Source organism: Nocardia sp. NPDC019395 (assembly GCF_040632335.1).
Lineage (GTDB): Bacteria > Actinomycetota > Actinomycetes > Mycobacteriales > Mycobacteriaceae > Nocardia.
The window spans coordinates 92,870-113,107 of sequence record NZ_JBEYBT010000010.1; the positions used below are offsets into that span (position 1 = coordinate 92,870).

18 protein-coding genes are annotated in these 20,238 nt (G+C 65.8%); 11 read left to right on the plus strand and 7 right to left on the minus strand.

What is annotated here, in order from left to right:
- Positions 1–85: 85 nt before the first annotated feature.
- Both ABZ827_RS21570 and ABZ827_RS21575 read left to right on the plus strand, forming a co-directional pair.
- Complete coding sequence (locus ABZ827_RS21570; protein ID WP_357239247.1) at positions 86–1,555, plus strand: aldehyde dehydrogenase family protein; 1,470 nt, start codon at positions 86–88, stop codon at positions 1,553–1,555.
- A 42-nt stretch (positions 1,556–1,597) separates the two neighbouring features.
- Positions 1,598–2,737, plus strand: coding sequence for an LLM class flavin-dependent oxidoreductase (locus tag ABZ827_RS21575; protein ID WP_357239250.1), 1,140 nt, complete (start codon positions 1,598–1,600; stop codon positions 2,735–2,737).
- Positions 2,738–2,840: 103 nt separating this feature from the next.
- Here the strand turns inward: ABZ827_RS21575 and ABZ827_RS21580 are convergent, their stop codons facing one another.
- From ABZ827_RS21580 to ABZ827_RS21600, 5 genes are all read right to left on the minus strand, one after another.
- The gene (locus tag ABZ827_RS21580; protein WP_357239253.1) at positions 2,841–4,238 is read right to left on the minus strand and encodes an MmgE/PrpD family protein; all 1,398 of its coding nucleotides are present in this window, start codon (positions 4,236–4,238) and stop codon (positions 2,841–2,843) included.
- A 61-nt stretch (positions 4,239–4,299) separates the two neighbouring features.
- The gene (locus ABZ827_RS21585) at positions 4,300–4,779 is read right to left on the minus strand and encodes a MaoC family dehydratase (RefSeq protein ID WP_357239256.1); all 480 of its coding nucleotides are present in this window, start codon (positions 4,777–4,779) and stop codon (positions 4,300–4,302) included.
- Positions 4,769–6,007: a CoA transferase gene (locus tag ABZ827_RS21590; protein WP_357239259.1), complete on the minus strand. Its 1,239-nt coding sequence runs from the start codon at positions 6,005–6,007 to the stop codon at positions 4,769–4,771. The genes ABZ827_RS21585 and ABZ827_RS21590 overlap by 11 nt, the downstream gene beginning before the upstream one ends.
- Entirely contained in the window at positions 6,004–6,927 is a 924-nt protein-coding gene (locus tag ABZ827_RS21595) for a CoA ester lyase (protein WP_357239262.1), read from the minus strand. The genes ABZ827_RS21590 and ABZ827_RS21595 overlap by 4 nt, the downstream gene beginning before the upstream one ends.
- Positions 6,927–7,529, minus strand: coding sequence for a MaoC family dehydratase (locus ABZ827_RS21600; protein WP_357239265.1), 603 nt, complete (start codon positions 7,527–7,529; stop codon positions 6,927–6,929). Before ABZ827_RS21600 ends, ABZ827_RS21595 begins: the two co-directional genes overlap by 1 nt.
- Before the next feature lie 380 nt (positions 7,530–7,909).
- Here ABZ827_RS21600 and ABZ827_RS21605 point away from each other — a divergent pair, with 380 nt between their 5' ends.
- Genes ABZ827_RS21605 through ABZ827_RS21620 form a run of 4 tightly spaced genes read left to right on the plus strand, consistent with a single transcriptional unit; the run spans position 7,910 to position 12,555 of the window.
- A complete protein-coding gene (locus tag ABZ827_RS21605) occupies positions 7,910–9,124 on the plus strand; it encodes an ABC transporter substrate-binding protein (protein ID WP_357239268.1) in 1,215 nt (404 codons plus the stop codon).
- 16 nt (positions 9,125–9,140) lie between these two features.
- Positions 9,141–10,007 (plus strand): branched-chain amino acid ABC transporter permease, encoded by an 867-nt coding sequence (locus ABZ827_RS21610; RefSeq protein ID WP_357239271.1) that lies wholly within the window; start codon positions 9,141–9,143, stop codon positions 10,005–10,007.
- Positions 10,004–11,824: an ATP-binding cassette domain-containing protein gene (locus ABZ827_RS21615; protein ID WP_357239273.1), complete on the plus strand. Its 1,821-nt coding sequence runs from the start codon at positions 10,004–10,006 to the stop codon at positions 11,822–11,824. The genes ABZ827_RS21610 and ABZ827_RS21615 overlap by 4 nt, the downstream gene beginning before the upstream one ends.
- The gene (locus ABZ827_RS21620; protein ID WP_357239276.1) at positions 11,821–12,555 is read left to right on the plus strand and encodes an ABC transporter ATP-binding protein; all 735 of its coding nucleotides are present in this window, start codon (positions 11,821–11,823) and stop codon (positions 12,553–12,555) included. Before ABZ827_RS21615 ends, ABZ827_RS21620 begins: the two co-directional genes overlap by 4 nt.
- A gap of 88 nt (positions 12,556–12,643) precedes the next feature.
- On the opposite strand, the gene ABZ827_RS21625 is transcribed toward ABZ827_RS21620, so the two are convergent.
- Positions 12,644–13,645, minus strand: coding sequence for an acyl-CoA dehydrogenase family protein (locus tag ABZ827_RS21625; RefSeq protein WP_357239279.1), 1,002 nt, complete (start codon positions 13,643–13,645; stop codon positions 12,644–12,646).
- A 7-nt stretch (positions 13,646–13,652) separates the two neighbouring features.
- On the minus strand, positions 13,653–14,870 hold the full coding sequence (locus ABZ827_RS21630) for an acyl-CoA dehydrogenase family protein (RefSeq protein ID WP_357239282.1): 1,218 nt from the start codon (positions 14,868–14,870) through the stop codon (positions 13,653–13,655).
- A gap of 240 nt (positions 14,871–15,110) precedes the next feature.
- Between ABZ827_RS21630 and ABZ827_RS21635 the strand changes: the two genes are divergently transcribed.
- The 5 genes from ABZ827_RS21635 (at position 15,111) to ABZ827_RS21655 (ending at position 20,206) form a co-directional block, all read left to right on the plus strand.
- Positions 15,111–16,514: an aldehyde dehydrogenase family protein gene (locus tag ABZ827_RS21635; RefSeq protein ID WP_357239285.1), complete on the plus strand. Its 1,404-nt coding sequence runs from the start codon at positions 15,111–15,113 to the stop codon at positions 16,512–16,514.
- Complete coding sequence (locus tag ABZ827_RS21640; RefSeq protein WP_357239288.1) at positions 16,511–17,665, plus strand: acyl-CoA dehydrogenase family protein; 1,155 nt, start codon at positions 16,511–16,513, stop codon at positions 17,663–17,665. Before ABZ827_RS21635 ends, ABZ827_RS21640 begins: the two co-directional genes overlap by 4 nt.
- Positions 17,662–18,465 (plus strand): amidohydrolase family protein, encoded by an 804-nt coding sequence (locus tag ABZ827_RS21645; protein ID WP_357239291.1) that lies wholly within the window; start codon positions 17,662–17,664, stop codon positions 18,463–18,465. Before ABZ827_RS21640 ends, ABZ827_RS21645 begins: the two co-directional genes overlap by 4 nt.
- A gap of 96 nt (positions 18,466–18,561) precedes the next feature.
- Positions 18,562–19,338 carry a crotonase/enoyl-CoA hydratase family protein gene (locus ABZ827_RS21650; protein WP_357239294.1) on the plus strand — a complete coding sequence of 259 codons (777 nt, stop codon included), beginning with the start codon at positions 18,562–18,564 and terminating at the stop codon, positions 19,336–19,338.
- Positions 19,339–19,450: 112 nt separating this feature from the next.
- Positions 19,451–20,206, plus strand: a complete 756-nt coding sequence (locus ABZ827_RS21655) for a glucose 1-dehydrogenase (RefSeq protein ID WP_357239297.1) — start codon at positions 19,451–19,453, stop codon at positions 20,204–20,206.
- Positions 20,207–20,238: the final 32 nt, after the last annotated feature.

Genomic DNA, 20,238 nt, shown 5'->3' on the forward strand with positions numbered 1-20,238 from the left:
GCACCGTCCGGCCGTGCGCTCGGGCGGGCTGCCAGCGATGTGTGCAGCCGGCCGGTTTTGTATCAATCCTTCGTAAGGACCTGTGATGAACGCTCTCGAACTCCACCGCACCGTGGCGGCGGAAGTGTTGCCGGAGGCTGCCCTCCATGTGGGCGCCTCGGCTGTCACCAGCACCGATCGCGGCTCTCTCGAGCGGATCGATCCCACTACCGGGCAGCTGCTCGCGACGTTCCCGATTGCGGGCGAGCGGGAAGTCGACCAGGCGGTACGTGCCGGGCGCACAGCGTTCCCGGCATGGCGCCGGATGCCGGCCGACCAGCGCCGCCGGATTCTGTGGGATATCGCTCGGGCCATCGAAGCCCATGAAGACGAGCTCAACAAGATTGTCGCGTTGGAGACGGGGTTCCCCGTCTCCGGCGGTGGTATGGCCATGGCGATCGACTACTTCGAGTACTACGCCGGCTGGGTCGACAAATTCGACGGCGAGCTGATCAATACCTACCCCGGCAACGCCCTCGATTACGTGAAGTACGAGCCTTACGGTGTCGTCGCGGCGATCGTGCCTTTCAATGGCCCCGTTCTAAACGCGGCGATGAAGCTGGCGCCCGCGTTCGCGGCCGGCAATTGCGTGATCCTCAAATCTCCCGAGCTGAGCCCTTTCGGCGTGATGCGCCTTGCCGAGATCTGTCGCGAGGCGGGGCTGCCCGATGGTGTGTTGAGCGTCCTCTCCGGCGACAAGGAGACGACCCGGGCCATCGTGCGTCATCCCGACGTTGCGAAGGTGGCATTCACCGGCGGCGGAATCGTCGCGCGCAGCATCATGGCTCTTGCCGCGGAGTCGTTGACTCCGGTGGTCCTCGAGCTCGGGGGAAAGTCGGCCAATATCGTCTTCGAGGATGCGGATCTGGGCGCCGCGGCCCGGATAGCGGCTACGGTGAGCACAATTGCAGTGTCGGGGCAAGGGTGCCTGTTCCCCACCCGTTTGATGGTGCAGGAGTCGGTGTACGAGGAAGTGATCGAGCGGGTCGCCGCGATCAGTACCGGTCCGACCATCGGAGACCCGCTCGACCCTGATGTCCACATGGGGCCGGTGATCAGCGAAGCTGCTGCCGACCGGATTCTGTCGATGGTCGACGCGGCCCGCAAACACGTCCGCGTCGTCACCGGTGGTGATCGTCTCGAGAACAATCTCGGTGGTAATTGTTTCGTCCGGCCCACCGTGCTGGCCGATGTCGACAACGCCAGCGATATTGCGCAGAACGAAGTGTTCGGCCCGGTCCTCGCGATCATGCCGTTCAAGGACGAGGCACACGCCCTCGAAATGGCCAACGCGATAGACCTGGGGCTGGCCGCCTATGTCCACACGAATGACCTGCGTCGCGCGCATCGGGTCGCCGATGGTTTGGACGTGGGCTGGATAGGTGTGAACGGCTTCCCGGATCTGGTGGCATCGGCGCCGTTCGGTGGGATCAAGAACTCGGGTTTCGGCCGCGAGGGTGGCCGGGCAGGTATCGAAGAATATGTCTACCAGAAGAATATCCATATCCCGTTCTGATTCGGTGGCCTAGAGCAATAGTTTTCGATGAAGAGGTAATACATGGCAACGCAAACAGAATTCTGGACCAATTTCACAGCGACCGATCCCCGGCAAGCGCCCGCGCAGGCCGCGAAGTTCGAGGCCGATGGCTGGGATGGTGCGGTCATGGTCGACTCGCAGTGCATGTTTCCCGAAGCCTGGGTGTATTTGACCTTGTGCGCCCAGGCCACCAGTCGGATCAAACTCGCGACCGGGGTGACCAACCCGATCACGCGGCACCCCTCCGTCACGGCAGCAGCGGTCGCATCGCTTCAGTTGGTCTCCGGTGGGCGAGCGACATTGGGCATCGGGCGGGGTGATTCGGCTCTTGCCTACGTAGGCGCGTCACCGATGCGCATTGCGGAATTCGAGCACTACCTCGAGGTTCTGCAAACCTATCTGCGCGGCGAGGAAGTCGATATGGACGCTGCCAGCGCGATGCTGGTCAACGCGCAGGCCGGCTTCGATAATCTGGCCATCGGATCGGCGCCGACCGGCAGCAGCTTGAAGTGGCTGGGTAACTTCGATATGCCGAAGGTGCCGGTCGAGGCCTTCGCCACCGGCCCGAAAGCGATTGCGGCCGCGGCCCGATCGTCGGAAATGGTGATGCTGGCGATGTCGGCAGAGGTGAATCGCGTCGCCTGGGGCGTCGATCTGGCCCGCTCGGCCGCGGCCGCCGCGGGTCGGCAGATCGGCGTGGGCTGCACCCTCATTGTCGTTCCCCATGAGAACGTGCAGGTTGCTCGCGACCTGGCGCGGGCTCAAATCGCCAGCCAGGCCAGGTTCTCGGTCATGAACAACAAGGTGATCGGGCCGGCTACCGACGCTCAGGCCGCGACGCTGCGCAAGATCGCCGCCGTGTACGACATGAACAGGCACGCGCAAACGGGAAAGGGCGTACCGGTCGGCCGAGTCGGAGCGGCGCAGGCACAGGCAGTCGACGACGATTTCGCCGACCAGTTCGGGGTGGTGGGAACTGTCGACACCTGCGTCGATCGCCTGACCGAGTTGGCGGCACTGGGCGTCGATCGGATGAGCCTATGGTTGCCATACGTCAAGGATCCAGAGGCGGAACATGCCTACGATCTGCTGATGAACGAGGTCTTGCCCCGAGTCAGGGCGTCGCAGCAGGCCGACGCGCCGGGCGTGCCGGTGCCCTGACAAACGCCTTGAAGGTCTGCGAGCGCTCGCAGACCTTCAAGGTCGAACTCAATCACTGAATACGGATCGCCGCGACGACAGCCGCCTGGTGGCGCGCGGCCGATCATCGCCTCGGTCGATCGTCCCTTTTCCCGCCGAGCGCGCGCAGCAGCGAATCGGCGTTCTCGGCGGTGGGCAGCGAGGCGACCTCCGAAACGATCCACTCGGCCGCTTCTGTGCCCAGCACCGGGTCGACAAGCGAATGGAATTTGGTCACCAGAGCCTCCCAGCGCCGGGGGAGCTCGTTCGGCGCTGTCGGCCGGTTCACATCGACCTCTACGGTCCTTTCGGATCCGTCCGTGCAGCTGACCTTCACGATGGAGGACCGACTGTCGCTATCTGTGCGAGCAGCCACCCGGATGCGATCGCGCAGAGCGACAACATGCGGGTCGGCCAGTGCAGCGGGTGTGAAGGCGCGCTCGCTGAGATCGCCGTGGGCGAGGGCCATAGCCGTGGTGAACCGAAGGCTGAACTTTCCTTCCAGCGGGGTGCCGGGTTCGGCGATATTGCACACGCGCAGGTGCCCCGGCGGTACCACGACCTCGACGGAATCGATGCGGTCCGGGGTGATCCCGTTGTTGCGCAACGACAGTGCGCCCTCGATCGCGGAGTGCGTGAGATAGCACGCGGCGTGATATTTGAACAGCACGTCGGCAATAGCGAAGCCGGTCCAATTCCACAGCGCCGGAGTGCCGCTCCCGTCGGATTGGGTATCGCGGAAGCCTTGAGCGGCCCCGAGGACGTCGGTCACCGCGGTCACCCCGCGGGATGCCAGAGTGGCGGCCCCGAGACCGTTCTCCGCGGCCACGCCGACCTGCAACGGTTTCGTCATGGTGCCGAACATCGACTTCAGGCCGGCCGCGCGCGAACCGGCGATTCCGAAAGCATGCGTCCACGCGCCCATATCCAGCCCGAGCGCGTGCGCGACAGCAGCCGCCGCACCGAAGGTGCCCACGGTTGCTGTCGCGTGGAATCCGCGCGCATAGTGCGAGGGTTTCATCAGGCGGCCGATCATGGCCTCGGTTTCGAACCCCGCCACGAATGCCGCCACGATCTCGCGGCCGCTGATTCCGGACCCCTCGACGGCCGCCAAGAGCGCCGGTAACAGGGGCGCCGAGGGATGGCCGTCCATCAGGGCGCTGACATCGTCGAAGTCGATGGCATGCGCCGCAGTGCCGTTGACGAGGGCTGCCTGCCGCCGGGAGACCCGTTCGCCCGTTCCCCACAGGGTCGCTCGCGGCGTAGCACCCTCGTCGAGCACATCGTCGCGCACGTGTGTGGTCACCGGTTCGTGGATGCCGCCCATCGCGACTCCGAGGGTATCGAGCAGGCAGTGCAGGGCACTCGTCGTGACCACATCCGGGAGACGGTCGATTCCCCTGGCCCGCTCGATAACTCGGCTCGTGATCGTCTGTTCGGCCGTCCCGGCGGCATCGCGACGGCCCTTTTCCGATCCGCTCACGGCGGCTACCTCCTCGTCACCCGTTGCGCTCGTGCGGTCTTTTCCGGTGGGAAGGCAGGTATCAGGCGCCGCGAGACCGGACGAGGGTCGATCGTTCGCCCTCGAAAACGACGACGCCGTCCTGCCTGCGTCCCCAGTGCCGGAACACCACGGTCCCCGGTGCGCCGCTCTCAGAACCGGGCTCGACCGAGACGACCTCGGTGAATGCTTCGATGGTGTCACCGTGGTGCACGGGTGCGCGGAAGCGCAGCCGGGACCAGCCGAGCTCTGCTACCGCGTGCTCCGCGGTGTCCTGTGAGGCCAATCCGTAAACGAGGGACGCGGTCGCCAATCCGAAGACGACGCGATTGTCGCCCAGCGCTGAACCGGCCATGAAGTGATCATTGAAGTGCGCCTGGGCGGTATTCATGACCTGTTTGGCGGGTCCGCTGCCCTCGATCTCGCCCACGGTCGCCGCGCGTGCGTGACGCATCTGCCGGCCGGGATAGAAATCCTCGAACCACCCCTCGGGGCCGAGTACCGCGTCGTGGTCAACTGCCACCGTCGTCACCGCCTGTCATGGATGGGTTGGTGTTTTCGGACGCCGGCGAGGACCACTGGTCGAGAACGGTTTGCGCATCGTCCTCGCCGAGTTTCGGGCCTCGCCCCCGGACGGCGGCCGGTGTACGGCTGAACTTGATCGGAGAGCCGGCGATGGTCACCGGCGTGCCGGAGCCCGGCTCCTCGACGTCCACCAGCATCTCGCGCTGGTGGACGTGCGGGTCTTTGAAGATATCGGCGGCGTCGTTCACCGGCCCGATCGGCACCCGGCCACCGAGCGCGTCGATCACCGCCGCTGTCGGCCGGCCGGCGAGCCACCCTCCGAGGACTTCGCGGACCTCCGCGACGTTGGCCACGCGTGCGGCGTTGTCCGCGAATCGCGGATCGTCGGCGAGGTCGGGCCGGCCCATGGTCTCGGCGAGGATCCGCCAGTGCTTGTTGCTGGGGGCCGCGACCGCGACCCAGCCGTCGCTGGTTTGCATGATGTCGAACGGCGCCAGCAACGGGTGGCCGTTGCCCTCGGGCCGGGGCGCGATGCCGAGATAGGAGTGCTGATAGACGATCCGCTCGCACAGGGCCAGCACGGCGTCGTACATCGCGACGTCCACGAACTGGCCTCGGCCGGTCTGTTCGGCGTGCCGGACGGCGGCCACGATTCCCAGGGCCAGCAGCGTGCCCGGGAAGATATCCCCGATTCCCGGTCCCGATTTGAGCGGCGGGCCGTCCTTCGGCCCCGTGATGCCGGCGAAACCACCCATTGCCTGAGCCACGATGTCGAAGGCCGGCCACTCCTCGTAGGGGCTCCGGCCCGACCGGGCGTCACCGAAGCCGCGCAGAGCCGCGTAAACCAGGCCGGGGTTGACCTCGGTGAGTGCCTCGTAGCTCAGGTCGAGGCGTTCCATGACGCCCGCGGAGAAGTTCTCCACGACCACATCGGCGACGCCGACCAACTCGAGGAACCGGGCACGACCTGCCTCGCTCTTCAGATCCAGCACGATGCTGCGTTTGCCTCGATTGACCGACTGGAAGTACCCACCCAGGGCCTGTTCGCGATCGTCGCCCGTCCGATAGGGGCCGAGGCCGCGGGTACGGTCCCCGGACTCGGGCTCGACCTTGACCACATCCGCGCCGAGGTCGGTCAGCAGCATGGTCGTGAAGGGACCGGCGAGCATGGCGGTGAGGTCGAGCACCTTGACACCGCTGAGCGGGCCCGCGGCGGAGACCGTCATGCCACACCGCATTGGCGGGCGCGGACCAGGACCGCATCGAAAATGCGGGCGGTCGCGGCGTCGATCATCATGCCCTGGAACGACGCGGCGCCGAGGCCGGCTTCTTCCGCTTCCCGGACGGCCTGTACCGCCGCCTGAGCGCGCTCGACCTCTGCCGGTGTCGGTGCGAAAACCTCGTTGGCGATGGCGATCTGGCTGGGGTGGATCGCCCACTTGCCGACGCTGCCCAGCGTCGCCGCCCAGGATGCTTCGCGCTCGTAACCTTCGGGGTTGGAGATCGCACCGAATGGTCCGTCGACGGCATCGAGGCCGTTGGCACGCGCCGCTCCGATCATGCGGTTGCGGGCGTAATGCCAGACATCACCGGGGTAGCTGTTCTTGCCTTCGGCCGAGGCGCCGATATGGCCGACGCGGATCCCCTGGCTGGCGGCAAGGTCACCGACGCCCAGGATCAGCGCTTCCAGGCGGGGAGAGCAGGCGGCGATCTCCTCGACCCGCGACAGGGCCTGGGTCTCCTCGATCAATACCTCGAGACCGATGCGGCCGACTTCCAGATCGAGTTGCATCTCGAGCTGGGTGAGCAGGTCGTCCACGAACCAGACGTCACGTGGGGCCAGCACCTTGGGGATGATCACCACGTCCAGGTTCGCGCCGGCTTCCGAGACGATCTCCACGAGATCGCCGTGACACCACTGCGTGCTGACGGCGTTGATGCGGCACGCGCGGGTCTTGGTGCCCCAGTCGAGTTCGTTGAGGCCCTTGATGATGTTTCGCCGCGCTGGAATTTTCGCTGCCGGCGCGACCGAATCCTCCAGGTCGAGAAAAACGAGGTCTGCCTCGCTGGCCGCCGCCTTGGCGATCATCTTCGGGCTGTGTGCGGGTGTCGAGAGCTCACTTCGGCGTAGCCGGCTACTGGACATCAGGCTTCCTTACGTGCAGAGGTCGAGGGAAGGTCACCGCGCGCGGCGACCAGGTTCGTGCGGACGAATTCGAGGACCATTTCGCCGTGTTGGTTGTGGGCAGTGGTGTGCCAGGTGACGATGCCGACACCCGGTTTGCTGGTGGAACGCCGCATTTCGGTAACGCGCGAGCCGGCCGTGATCGTGTCGCCGGGGTATACCGGCCGCAGGAATGAACAGTCGTCGACCCCGAGGAAGGGACCGCCGCTTTCGCTGAGGTCTTCTACGGACAGCCCGACGGCGGTGCACAGGACGAGCATCGGGTTGATCACCATATCCGGATGACCTTGGGAGCGTGCGTATTCGACGTTCAGATGCATGGGCAGCCAGGCGCAGGTAGCGGTGCAGAAGGCCACGTTGTCGGCCTGGGTCAGGGTGCGGCCCCAGTGGTGGACCATTGTCTGGCCCACCGCGAAATCCTCGTACTTGTTGCCTTTCGCCATCAGCGGAAAGCGGTCGAGATCGGGCGGACTCGTGCCCTTTCGATGCTGCGGACTTCGCGGATCGGCGCTTGCTTCCCGGGGATCGGGCTCCGCCGGCGCCTGGCCGGTTCGAGGTTCCATGGACAACATTATGATCGAAAACGTAGGTTTGTCAACCAACAAACTTTGTGCGGGTGAGCCGCTCCGGCCGGGCTTCGTCATCGCGGGTCTGGGTCGTGATGGGCGCTGACGAGGCTCAGGGTATTGACACAAAGACTAGTTGGCTGTTCATATAACTATTGCGTGAGCTCGGTCACCCTCGTTGGGAGCCCCGCGAACCCACTGTCGCCGCGTGAAGCCCGGACCCACGCCCAATCATTCCTTTATGAGCACAGGTCGAACTGATGGCGAGCAACGACGGACCGTTCGACGCGAGTCTGCGGACGATTGCGCGACCCGGCCCGAAACCGCGTCCCGAGGGCATCGACAACACGCGAACAACACGCGGAAAAGGACAATTGATGAACAGTATCGGCAGCACGCGACGGGTGAGACGGCACCGGCTTCTCACGACTGTCTGCCTGGTCGCCGTCACCAGCATGATCGCGGCCGCATGTGGTGGTGCGCCGGAGGACGGCGCACGCGACGACGGGAGCGGTCCCTTCATTGTCTATGCGAGTTTGGGGGTATCCGGCGCCGATTCCACCTTCGCACCGGCGATCAAGGCAGGCCTCGAGGCCGCGATCACCGAGATCAACGACCGGGGTGGCCTGCTCGGGCGCGAGGTGCGACTCGAACAGGACAACAACGAGAGTGACCCGACGAAGGCGGTATCGCTGCTGCAGAATCGGATCCGCGAAACTCCTCCGAACCTGGTCTGGGCCGGTACGTCTAGTTCGGAGAGCCTGGCGATGCAGGGGTTGACTACGCGCGCGAAAGTCATGTCTCTGAACAACGGCTCGGCCACCGAGCTGGGTGATGCGGGGACATTTCCCTACAGCTTCACCGCAGGCGTGCGATTCCAGGCCGTTGCCGATTATTTGAGTGCCTACCTGAAAGACAAGGGGTACAAGAAGGTCGGTGTGCTGGCGGGCGATGACCCCGCTGGGGAAGCCGCGGCGAAGTTGTACCGGGAAACCTTCGAGCCCGCCGGTCTGGAGGTCTTCACGGAGTCCTACGAGAGTGGTGCGGTCGAGGTCGACGGGCCGCTGGCCCGCCTGGGTGCGGACAAACCGGACGTCGTGGTCTTCAATACCACCTACCATGCCGAACCAATTCTGAAGAGTCGTGTCAAGGTCGGGATGGGGACCGTGCCGTTCGTCGGCGATGTATCCACCACAGTCAGGTCTGTGGACCAGACGCTCAACGAGGCGGAGAAAGCCGGGGTCGAGCTGACCACCTACGACGTCAACTCGAGTACCACCGACCGTCCCGGCGTCGACAATTTGATCGAGTCGCTGAACGCCGCCGGTGTCCAATACACGACCGCCCTCTTGATGTACGCCCTGGCCTACGATCCGGTCTTGGCGTATGCCAACGCGGTCGAGTCTGTCGGCTCCACCGATGTGGACAAAGTCCGCGCCGCGATGGAAGCCGACGCGGGTGACACCTATCAGCTGTCCCTTGCCGATGATCTCGGGTGGACCGATACCGACCACCTCTCGTCGGGGGAGGGCCGGTTCCTCACGATTCCGGTAGCCCAGCTGGTGGCGGGTCGATTCCAGTTCGGTAACTGAGTGAGGACGTGATCTTATGGCAACCGCATTGCTGACCGGGCTTGTGCTCGGCTCCATATACATATTGGTGGGCACCGGAATCAACCTTGTCCACATCGCCACCGGCGCTTTCAATTTCGCTCAGGCCGCGGTGGTCATGGTCGGGACTTTCCTGGCCTCCGAACTGGGGGTCGGCGCGGGGCTGCCTACGCCCGTGGTGATTCTGCTTGCCGGGGCGATGGGCGCGCTGCTCGGCTTGCTGACGGAATTCGTGGCCATTCGCCCGGTGGCCGGCAAAGGATTGCACGGGGAACTCGTCACCACCGTCGGGGTGTCCACCATCTTGACGGGGCTGGTGATCGTGGTGTGGGGGACAGACGTCAGTCCCGTGAACCAGTTCATCTCCGACCGGGTTGTCAGCATCGGCAGTGGCCGAGTGACCGTCGACGGTTTGGCCGTGATCGCCGTGGCGGTTTCTGCCTGCGTCGCTTTCTGGGCTTGGTCGCGACTGTCGATGACCGGGCTTGCCGCACTGGCACTCTCCGAGGATCGGGATGCGGCAACTCTGAAGGGGGTCAACGTCCGGTATCTCTCCGTCCTCGCGATGGCGGCGGCCGGGGCGATCGGTGGTGCCGCGGGACCGATCGTCGGTACCCAGACCTTGGCCGTCTCCACCGTTGCGGCCGTCGTGATCCTGAAAGCGTTCCTCGTACTCATCGTCGGCGGCATGGGGTCCTTCCCCGGGCTGCTGGTGGGCGGGCTGATCATCGGGTTGATCGAGGCGGGCGCCGTGCGGTTCCTGGGAAGCGAGTACGTGACGTTTGTGCTGTTCGCGCTTCTGCTGGTGGTTCTGTTGGCCAGGCCGCAAGGCTTGTTCGGGCAAAAATTCGAGAGGGCGGTATGAAGTTCTTACGTCGACTTGGGCTCAATGGTGAGCGCTTGTGGGTGCTGCCGCTGGCGTTGGGTCTGGCAGTGGTGCTTGCGCCGTGGCTGGGCGTCGGGCAAGGCGATCAACGTCAATTGATGCTGGTGGCCATCTTGGCTCTCACGGTCAGTGGCCTCAATCTTGCCTGGGGATACGGAGGAGAGCTGGCGGTCGGGCAGCTGGCGATGTACGCGCTGGGTGCGTATGTCACGGGCTGGATGGCCATCGAGGGTTATGACCTTTCGATCGCTCTACTCGCTTCCGCGCTGGCGGCAGCCGCACTGGGACTGCTGACTTCACTACCGGCGCTCCGCATCAGCGGATGGGGGGTCGCCATCGCCTCGTTCTTCCTGATCATCATGATTCCCCACCTGGTCAAAATGTTCCCCGACCAGACCGGAGGGGGAGTGGGCATGATCGGGATTCCCGCGCCGGTGTTGTTCGGTCGCGAACTGGACGACACCCAGTTCTATCTTCTTGTGATGGTCGGTCTCGTGGTGTGGCTGATCATGATGCGTAACCTGGTCACCTCCCGGCACGGGTCTGCGCTGCGGGTGATGCGGGAAAGTCCGATCTTGGCGGCCAGTCTCGGACTCGACGTCCGGAAATTGAAGATCACCACGTATGTCATGGGCGCAATTCCCGCGGGGATCGCGGGAAGCCTGTTCGTGTTCGTCGACAGATTCGTTTCACCGGATTACTTCGACTTCACTGCGGCAATCCTCATCATCGCCGCCGCGGTTCTCGGTGGAGCCGAGACGGTGTACGGAGCAGTGGTGGGCGCGGCGGTATTGACCCTACTGCCGGCCCGGTTCGGTGCCTTCGACAAGTTCTCCGAGATCGTGTTCGGGGCTTTCCTGGTCATCGGCGGGGTGTTGCTGACCAGTACGCGACTGCGGAACGGTATCGACGTACTCAAATTGCGGATCCGAAACTGGGGCGTCGCCGATGCTCATCCCGCAGTCGCGGCCGGAGCTGCCGATATCCCGGATCTGTTGCGGCGACCTGTTGTGGTGGACGCGGTCTCGAAGTCGTTCGGCGGCAACCGCGCGCTCAACAATGTCTCGCTGGAGGCGAAGCCGGGTGAGATCACCGCGCTCATCGGTGCCAATGGGTCCGGAAAGACCACATTGTTGAACATCATCTCCGGTTTCTACCGGGCCGACGCCGGAACCGTGCAGCTCGATGGTGCTCCGCTACCCCTCGGGATGGCGGTCAAGACGGCACGTATGGGTGTGGCACGTACTTTCCAGACACCCGTCGTTCCGTCATCGATGACCACCGCCGAAGCGGTCGAGGTCGGCCGATACAGCTCCGACTATTGCGGGATCCCCAGTGCGATGCTCCGGCTACCCCGGTATCGATCCGTGGCCGGCCGGGATACCGAGCAGGCCTTGGTATGGCTCAGTGCCACCGGGCTGAGCAGTGAAGCACGCTCGCTGGCCAAAGGGCTCTCGCTCGGTGACCGCCGGATGCTCGAAGTTGCGCGGGCCCTGGCGACGGGTGCGTCCGTACTCCTCCTGGACGAAGTGGCCTCCGGTCTCGATCCGGAGGATCTGGATCGTCTCACTGTGCTGCTGCGCGCCGTCCGTGATGCCGGGGCCACCGTGATCCTGGTCGAGCACAACTTTCGTCTGGTCTGCGATCTGGCCGATTCGATCTATGTGCTCGAGCGCGGCGACCTGATTGCCCAGGGGAACGCGGCGGAGATCCAGCAGGACGAAGCCGTCGCTCGTAGCTACCTGGGCGAAGAAATGACGCCGGCCGGTGTCGTCGGTGTGGAGGAGGGCGCATGAGTAAGGATCTGGTTCTGGACGTGGCGGGCCTGACCGTCGGCTACGGCGACATCGGGGTGCTGTACGACGTCGGCCTGACGGCCTGGTCGGGCTCGGTGACGGCAGTGTTCGGTGCCAACGGAGCGGGCAAGACGACGCTGCTGTCGGCGATTGCGGGCTTGATTCCCAGTCGATCCGGGACGGTAACCCTGAACGGTACCGATATCACCAAGAAGCGCGCACATGTGCGCGCTGCGGCGGGTATCGGTTCGGTGCAGGAAGGCAAACGTGTTTTCCACAAACGCACCGTTGAGGAGAATCTACGGCTCGGCGGTTACACGTTGCCGCGGTCCGAGCGTAAAGCCGCACTGGACAAGGCATACGACCGCTTTCCCGTGTTGGCCGACAGACGTACTGCCAAGGCGGGTTCACTGTCGGGCGGTCAGCAGCAAATGCTGGCGATCGCGCAGGCGCTCATGCCCCGGCCTCAGGTCCTGCTCTTGGACGAGCCGTCCGCGGGCCTTGCCCCGATCATCGTCACGGAGCTGCTGAACAGCATCGCCGTTCTGAAGTCCGAGGGGATGGCGATTGTGCTCGTCGAGCAATTGATCGGCCAAGCCATGACGGTGACGGATCACGTGGTGGCCCTGCAGCAAGGCCGGGTGGTAATCGACTCACCGGCGTCCGAGGTCGACGGGGACCGGCTGCACGCTGCCTATCTCGGCGAACCGATACGTGCAGGGGCGCGTTGAGGAACCAGGACACCCACCCCTGACGAATGACCCCGGGCCCGAACGTGGTCCTGGCGCAGAAAGAGCTTCTGCACCAGGACCACACGGTTCAGGCTGGGGTGGACTCGGCGGCCGCGAGGCTCCGCAATGCGACTGCGGCGAGGTGCTCGGTCTCGTCGCCCAGCAGGAGACGGTCGACCTTGGCTCGGCGCCAGTACAGGTGTGCGTCGTGTTCCCAGGTGTACCCGACGGCACCGAGGACGTGGATGAGTGTGTCGCACGCCGACTCGAAGGCGGTGGCGCAATAGGCTTTGGCCGCCGAGGCCGCGATCGGCAGCTGCTCACCGGCATGATCGGCCGCCCACGCTGCCCACCACACGAGGGACCGCAGTTGATTCACGGCAACCCAGTCGTCCACCAGCCGGTGCTTGACCGCTTGGAACGCGCCGATCTGCCGTCCGAAGGCCTTGCGGTCCTTGGCATGTTCGATCCCGAGCTCGACTACGCGGTCCGCGGCGCCCAGGCCCTCGGCGGCCAGGATGACGGCCGCGACCTGTTCGGCCCGCTCCCACCGCGCACGGGCGTCCGGGAGCACCACCTCCGACAAGGTCAACGTGACGTAACCGAGGCCGCGGGTGGCGTCGATCGCTTCGCACGGGGTGACATCTCCTTGGCCGAGGACGAGGTTTTCGCCGTCGAGGGCAAGGAAATGCGTTGCGCCGACCACGTCCATCGAAGGGTTCGAGTACGTGGGGCTGCCGTCGAGCACGGCGATCGCCGAGCGGCCCTGACCGACCCCACTCAGCCGTTCCACATCTCCTTCCAGAAGTGCGGCAACCCGTGCCGCGGTGGCGAGGGAAGGCCCGGCCAGTTGCCGGCCGGCCTGCTCGGCGACAAGCGCCATATTGAGCAGGCCCACCCCGACACCGCCGGCTTCTTCCGGAATCGTCAACGAGGAGAAGCCGAGTTCGGCGAGAACGGCACGGCCCGGGGCCGCCTCACCTGGTTTGTCCAGCAGGGTGCGGGCGAACTCCGGGCCGGCCTGTTCGGCGAAGAAGGAGCGCGCGTGCTCGGCGAAACTACGCTGCTCGTCGTCGATATCGAAGTCCATGGTGTCACTACCTGCTTTCGGAGGGATCGGCCGGGCGGGCGGGAATCCGGTCCGGTGGGAGCCCCAGGACACGCTCACCCAAGATGTTTCGGAGGATTTCGTCGGTGCCACCGGCCAGTGCGATACCCGGGCTGGAAGCCTGGGATGTCGCCCAGCGCCAGTCACCCTCACGGGAGCGAGCCGCTACCGCATCCGCACCGAGCAAGCGCTGACCGAGGTCTGCGGTGGCGTGCGCGACCCGCACGGCAGTCAGCTTCCCGGCGCTGGCCTCCGGCCCGGGGTGCCCGCCCTTCTCCATGGTTGTCTGGAGGCGGTAGCCCGTGTACCGGGCGGCGAGGGACTCGACCAGGACGCGGCCGAGCGCCTGCACGGCGAGCGTGCGCCGGTCGTCGCTGAGCTCGGGGAGTCGCTTCGCCGCGTGGGCGACGAGGACGTCACTGCGGATGCCGAGTTCGCCACCGCCACCACCGACCGCCATACGCTCGTTCATCAACGTGGTCAGCGCGACTCGCCAGCCGTCGTCGACGTCGCCGAGCCGCTCGGAATCCGCTATCACGACGTCGTCGAGGAACACTTCGTTGAAGCTGTGGTGTCCGTTCATCTGACGAAGCGGCCGGACGGTGACCCCGGGGGATTCCATGTCGATCACGAACATCGTCAGGCCGCGGTGTTTGGGCGCGTCGGGGTCGGTGCGGGCGAGGAGAATGCCGTAGCGACAGTGCTGAGCCAGGGTGGTCCATACCTTTTGCCCCTCGACATGCCAGCCGTCGTCGTGACGGACCGCCTTGGTACGGAGGGCCGCCAGGTCGCTGCCACTGCCGGGTTCGCTGAAGAGCTGGCACCACAGGTCGTCGGCGCGCAGGAGGCGGCGGATGTACCGCTGCTTCTGGTCCTCGCTGCCGTGCCGCAGTACCGTGGGCCCGCACATCCCCAGGCCGACATGACCGACGAGGCCGGCGATCCGGGCCCGGTGCAACTCTTCGTTGACGACGGCTTGCTGGGCGTTCGTACCACCGCCGCCGCCGTAGGCCTCGGGCCAGGTGAGCCCGACGAGACCGGCGTCGAAAAGCGCGGCCTGGGTGCGGCGAAGCGCATCGACGCGGTCTGTGCCGGGCTCCTCGAGATAGGCGCCGTCGCCGTGGGCGAGCTCGCTGTCGTGCTCGATGAGGAACTGTCGTACATGAGCGCGTAGTCGACCCTGGTCAGGGGTGTCGTCAAAATCCATTGTCCGTCTTTCTGGGCAGTCGCGGCCTGGTTGTGGCGACCGGCTTCCACTCGAAGGGTGTCGTCGCTCCGGGGTGCCGCCAGCGCAGATGGCGAGTGAAGGGGGATCGCTGTCCCAGTCCTACTCGGTTTCGCCGGCGAACGGAAGAGAAACTTTGTTGGTTGACAAAAGAGTAATTTACGGCATGCTGAGAGCCATGCAATGCACATGTCGTCATCCGGCCGCATGGAAGGTTGTCTCGTGAAGCCTTATGGTCACTGGATCGAGGGCCGCGAATCCGCTCCGGCCTCCGGGGAATACATCACGTCGACCTCCCCGTGGACCGGCGCCACGGTCGCGGAGGTGGCAGCCGGGACCCGCGAGGATGTGGCGACCGCCGTCGAATCCGCTTCGGCTGCTTTCCCGGGCTGGCGCGCACACAAGCCGGGGGTACGCGGCCGGTTGATGGCCGATATCGCCGACGGTATCCGTGCCGAGCGCCAGTTGCTCGCGGACCTCGAAGGAGCCGAGGCCGGCAAGCCCGCGGCCCAGTCGTTGCGCGAAGTCGATGCCGCCGCAGCCTATTTCGACTTCTACGCGGGATTGTCCAATATCGCCGCCGGGGAGGTGATCGACCTGGGGCCGGGTACGCACGGTTACACGACGAGCGAACCGTATGGTGTCATCGGGGTGATCACCCCGTGGAATGCACCGCTGAACCAGGCGGCACGCGCCGTGGCGCCCGCCCTCCTGGCCGGCAACGTAGTTGTTGTCAAGCCTTCCGAATTCACCTCGGCGACCACGTTGGAGCTGGCCCGCATCGCCACCGCCGCCGGACTGCCGGCAGGCGTCCTGAACGTCGTCACAGGCACCGGTCAGGCAGTCGGACAGCCTCTCGTGGAGCACCGCGACGTCCGTAAGGTCGCGTTCACCGGTTCGCTGCGCGCGGGCCGTGAGATCGGGCGCGTGGCGGCGGACCGCGTGCTGCCGCTGACCCTGGAACTCGGTGGAAAGTCGGCCAACATCGTATTTCCCGACGCCGATCTCGCCGAGGCGGCCGCGGGGGCGGTGCGCGCGTTCACCGCGAACGCCGGCCAGGTGTGCAGCGCTGGTACCCGCCTTCTCGTCGCCGACGAGATCCACGACGAATTCGTCCGGTTGCTGCTCGAACGGGTCGCCGACGTCCGGCCCGGTGAGTCCTACGGGCAGATGACGACCGAGGACCAGTTCACCAAGGTCCAGTCGTACTTCGATATCGCCCGCCAGGAGGGCGCGACCCTGGCCTTCGGTGGGTCGGCGACAGGTTCCGGCTGGCTGATCCAGCCGACGATCTACACCGACGTCACCAACACGATGACGATTGCCCGTGAGGAGATCTTCGGACCGGTACTCGCGGTCCTGCGTTTCCGCACCGAGGACGAGGCCGTGGCCATCGCGAACGATTCCGAGTTCGGGCTCGCGGCCGGTATCTGGACCAAAGACGTGGCCCGGGCACATCGAGTCGCAGCGCGGTTGGAAGCGGGTCAGGTGTATGTCAACGACTGGCTCACCGGACTCGTCGAAGGCCCCTTCGGCGGCGTCAAGAACAGCGGCTACGGCCGAGAGAAAGGTATGGAGGCGTTGCGCCACTACACACAGACGAAGTTCGTGGCGGTGAAGCTGTGAGCGGACCGTTCCCCACGCTCGGTGCCGAGCACGTCGCGCTCCGGGAGCGCGCACGTGAACTCGCCGATCAGTGTCTTCCCCACGCGGACCGCGCCGACGAGAGCGATTCGGTCGATGCCGAGGTCCTGAAGCTCTTGCGGGACAGCGGTTTGGCGGCAGTACAGGTTCCGGCGGCGTACGGCGGTCACTTCTCCGATCCCGACCCGCTGGCTGTCACCGTGGTACGGGAACAACTCGCGGCCTCCTCCAGCCACCTCGATTCTCTGTTCGCCATGCAGGGAATCGGCAGCTATGCGATCTCTGTCGGCGGGACCGAGGAGCTCAAACAGCACTGGCTGCCGCGCGTAGCTGACATGGAGGCGATCGCCGCACTCGCGCTCACCGAACCGGACGTCGGCTCCGACCTCAAATCGATCACCACGACAATCGTCACCGAAGGTGACGAAGTGGTCGTCACAGGTACGAAGAGCTTCATCACCAACGGCGGTGACGCGAGCTTCTACTGTGTACTCGGCAAGGAGCAGGTCGGTGACGGGGTGGGTTACTCGTTGATCCTGGTGCCGGCCGATACCGCGGGCGTCACCACCAGCCGGCCGCACCAGATCGTGGCGCCCCACGTCCTGGGCGATATCGAGTTCGATCGGGTCCGGGTTCCGCTGTCGCACCGGATCGGGGAACCGGGCAACGGCTTCGGTCTTGTGCTCGCCACCCTTGCGACCTTCCGAGTCTCGGTTGCCGGTGCCGCGATCGGTACAGCGCAGGCGGCGCTCGAGGACGCACTGCAACATACGACGGGACGTGAGCAATTCGGCGTCCCGCTGGCGCGGCTGGGGCCGGTACCCCAGATGCTCGCAATGTCGTGGACCGAGATCGAGATGGCACGCAGCTTCACTTACCAGGTGGCCCAGGCCGCCGCGGCGGACCCCCGCGGGAGTTTGCACCTGTCCTCGATGGCGAAGATCGGCGCGACGGAGGTCACCGGCCGGGTGGTCGACCGCAGTGTCCAGGTCATGGGCCGGTTCGGGCTCATCCGAGGCTCCCGGATCGAACGACTCTATCGAGCGGCACGCCCGATGCGCGTCTACGAAGGCGCCACCGAGGTTCTGCTCGACGCACTGTCCAAACAACTGGTCAAGGAGCATCGCCGATGATCATCGACGCCCATTGCCATGTCTGGCCGGACGAGATCGCCCGCAAGGTCCTCGCCGATCGTCCCGTGGGGCTGGATCCGGTGCACGACGGCACCTTGGACGGTCTTCGGCGCACGATGGATGCGGCGGGCATCGATATGGCCCTGACGCTCGCGGTGGCCAATGTCGGACGGACCGTGCGGCGCACCAACGAGTTCGTCGGCCGCGTCGATCGCTCCCGTTTCGTACCCTTCGGCACCGTGCATCCCGATCTGTCCGTGGAAGAAAACCTCGCGGCATTACGGGACAACGGTGTGGTCGGTGTGAAACTGCACCCGCTGTTCCAGGAGGTGGCGTTCGCGGATGAGCGGACCCGCGAGATCCTGGTCGCGCTGGCGGAGAACAACATCCCGGTTCTCGCGCATGTCGGTTCCGGCGGCGACGCGCACCAGAACGAGCGCGGTGCGCCGAAGAGCCTCCACGAGATGATGGCCGCGATCAGCGGCCTGCGCCTGATCGCGGCGCACTACGGCGGCTACCAGGTCCTCGACGAGGCCGAACGGTGGACGGTCGGCACGGATATCCACCTCGAGACGTCATGGCCGCCGAGTATGGGAATCCTCCCGCCGGAGCGGGTCATCAGCATCATCCGCCGCCACGGTGCCGATCGGGTGGTGTATGGATCGGACTGGCCGATGACCGATCCGGCGACGGAGATCGCGGCCATCCGGGCCCTCGGCCTGAGTCCCGAGGACGAAAACGCAATCCTCGGCGGGAACCTCGCGAAGCTGCTGGGCATCGACCTGCCCGCGAGCGGATGAGACCGGCTCGATGCCGGCGCCGCGCGTCATTGCCATTACCTCCGTACGGCGAGTTCGGCTGTTCGGCCGCCGCCCCACGACTTCCGGAAGCTTGATATGACCACTACCCACGATGAGCCGGTGCTCGTATCCGACGACAACGGAGTCCGCACCATCACCCTCAATCGGCCCAGCGCACGTAACGCCGTCGATCTCGCCATGGCCACCGCGATCGAAGATGCGTTGACCGAGCTCGACGAAAGGCGTGACCTCATGGTCGCGGTGCTCGCGGCGAACGGCCCGACCTTCTGTGCCGGAATGGATCTGAAGGCGTTTCTGCGCGGTGAGCGTCCGGTCACCGAGCGGCGCGGGTTCGCGGGAATCGCGCAGGAGCCGCCGCGCAAGCCGATCATCGCGGCGGTCGACGGCCCCGCCGTTGCGGGGGGCTTCGAAATCGTCCTGGCCTGCGACATGATCGTCGCCTCGGAAAAGGCGTTCTTCGCGCTGCCCGAGGTCAAACGCGGCCTGGTCGCCGCCGGCGGTGGTTTGCTGCGGTTGCCCGGACGGCTGCCGTATCACCTCGCCATGGAACTTGCGCTGACCGGCAAACAGATATCCGCGGACGACGCGAGTCGTTACGGCCTGATCAATCAGCTGGTGGCGCCGGGCGCCGCGGTCGCGGCTGCCCGGGAGCTCGCGGCCGAGGTCGCTGCCTGCGGCCCGCTGGCGGTCGCGGCCACCAAGAGGATCTTGCAGGACAGTCCCGGCTGGCCGGCCGACGAGGCATTCGAGCGGCAATCCGAGTTCACGAACCCGGTGCGGTCGTCGGCGGATGCAGCCGAGGGTGCGCGGGCCTTCACCGAGAAGCGCGCGCCGGTGTGGACGGGCTCATGAGCGGCGGCGCTCGGTCGGCGCGACCTGAGCAGGCAGCCCAGGAAAGGCCCGGTCGTCCGGCCGGGCGCCCACTCAGCGCCGAGTGCGCTCCCGATCTGGCGAGGTAGACACCATGGATATGCAGTTGAAGGGTCGCGGTGTCATCGTGACCGGCGCGAGCAAAGGTCTGGGGCGATCGGCAGCGCGAGCGCTGGCGGCCGAGGGCGCCGAGGTGCTGGCGGTGGCACGGACCGAGGACAGCCTGAAAGAGCTTGCCGCGGAGAGCTTCCCGGGGAAAATCCACCCCCATGTGTGCGATATGCGGGACCGCGAAGCGGTCGGAGCGCTCGCTGCGGTCGCGGTGGATCGGCTGGGGCGCCTCGACGTCGTGGTGAACAACGCGGGCATCGCCCTCGCGGCGAACTTCCTCGAGATGGATATGTCCGTTTTCGACGAGACCATGGAGGTCAACGTGGCCTCGATCGCTGTGCTGTCGCAAGCGGCGGGGCGGCACTTCGTCGAGGCCGAACAGGGTGGCCGCATCATCAATGTGGTGTCGACCTCGGGCATTCTCGGTAAGGCGACGCTTGCTGCCTACTCCGCCTCCAAGGGCGCGGCGATTCAGCTGACCAAAGCATTGGCGGCCGAGTGGGCTCGCCACGACATCCAGGTCAACGCCATCGCTCCCGGGGCTTTTGCCACAGACGCGCAGTCCTATGTCACCGGCAACCCCGAGGTCCTGGCCAAGCGGGTGCGCAAGATTCCCGCACGCCGGATGGCGGAGCCGGACGAGATCGGTGCGTTGGTCTGTTACCTGTCGTCGCCGGTTTCGAAGTTCGTGACCGGCGCCGTCTACGTGATCGACGGTGGCGAGACCGCCAAGCAGTGATCGCGGAGTAGCGGATGCCCCTTGCGTCCGGC

Coding starts and splice junctions, on each gene's coding strand:
- ABZ827_RS21615 (WP_357239273.1), top strand. CDS start 10,004: ATGAAGTTCTTACGTCGACTTGGGCTCAATGGTGAGCGCTTGTGGGTG.
- ABZ827_RS21575 (WP_357239250.1), top strand. CDS start 1,598: ATGGCAACGCAAACAGAATTCTGGACCAATTTCACAGCGACCGATCCC.
- ABZ827_RS21570 (WP_357239247.1), top strand. CDS start 86: ATGAACGCTCTCGAACTCCACCGCACCGTGGCGGCGGAAGTGTTGCCG.
- ABZ827_RS21610 (WP_357239271.1), top strand. CDS start 9,141: ATGGCAACCGCATTGCTGACCGGGCTTGTGCTCGGCTCCATATACATA.
- ABZ827_RS21650 (WP_357239294.1), top strand. CDS start 18,562: ATGACCACTACCCACGATGAGCCGGTGCTCGTATCCGACGACAACGGA.
- ABZ827_RS21600 (WP_357239265.1), bottom strand. CDS start 7,529: ATGGAACCTCGAACCGGCCAGGCGCCGGCGGAGCCCGATCCCCGGGAA.
- ABZ827_RS21655 (WP_357239297.1), top strand. CDS start 19,451: ATGGATATGCAGTTGAAGGGTCGCGGTGTCATCGTGACCGGCGCGAGC.
- ABZ827_RS21630 (WP_357239282.1), bottom strand. CDS start 14,870: ATGGATTTTGACGACACCCCTGACCAGGGTCGACTACGCGCTCATGTA.
- ABZ827_RS21625 (WP_357239279.1), bottom strand. CDS start 13,645: ATGGACTTCGATATCGACGACGAGCAGCGTAGTTTCGCCGAGCACGCG.
- ABZ827_RS21590 (WP_357239259.1), bottom strand. CDS start 6,007: ATGACGGTCTCCGCCGCGGGCCCGCTCAGCGGTGTCAAGGTGCTCGAC.
- ABZ827_RS21605 (WP_357239268.1), top strand. CDS start 7,910: ATGAACAGTATCGGCAGCACGCGACGGGTGAGACGGCACCGGCTTCTC.
- ABZ827_RS21595 (WP_357239262.1), bottom strand. CDS start 6,927: ATGTCCAGTAGCCGGCTACGCCGAAGTGAGCTCTCGACACCCGCACAC.
- ABZ827_RS21645 (WP_357239291.1), top strand. CDS start 17,662: ATGATCATCGACGCCCATTGCCATGTCTGGCCGGACGAGATCGCCCGC.
- ABZ827_RS21620 (WP_357239276.1), top strand. CDS start 11,821: ATGAGTAAGGATCTGGTTCTGGACGTGGCGGGCCTGACCGTCGGCTAC.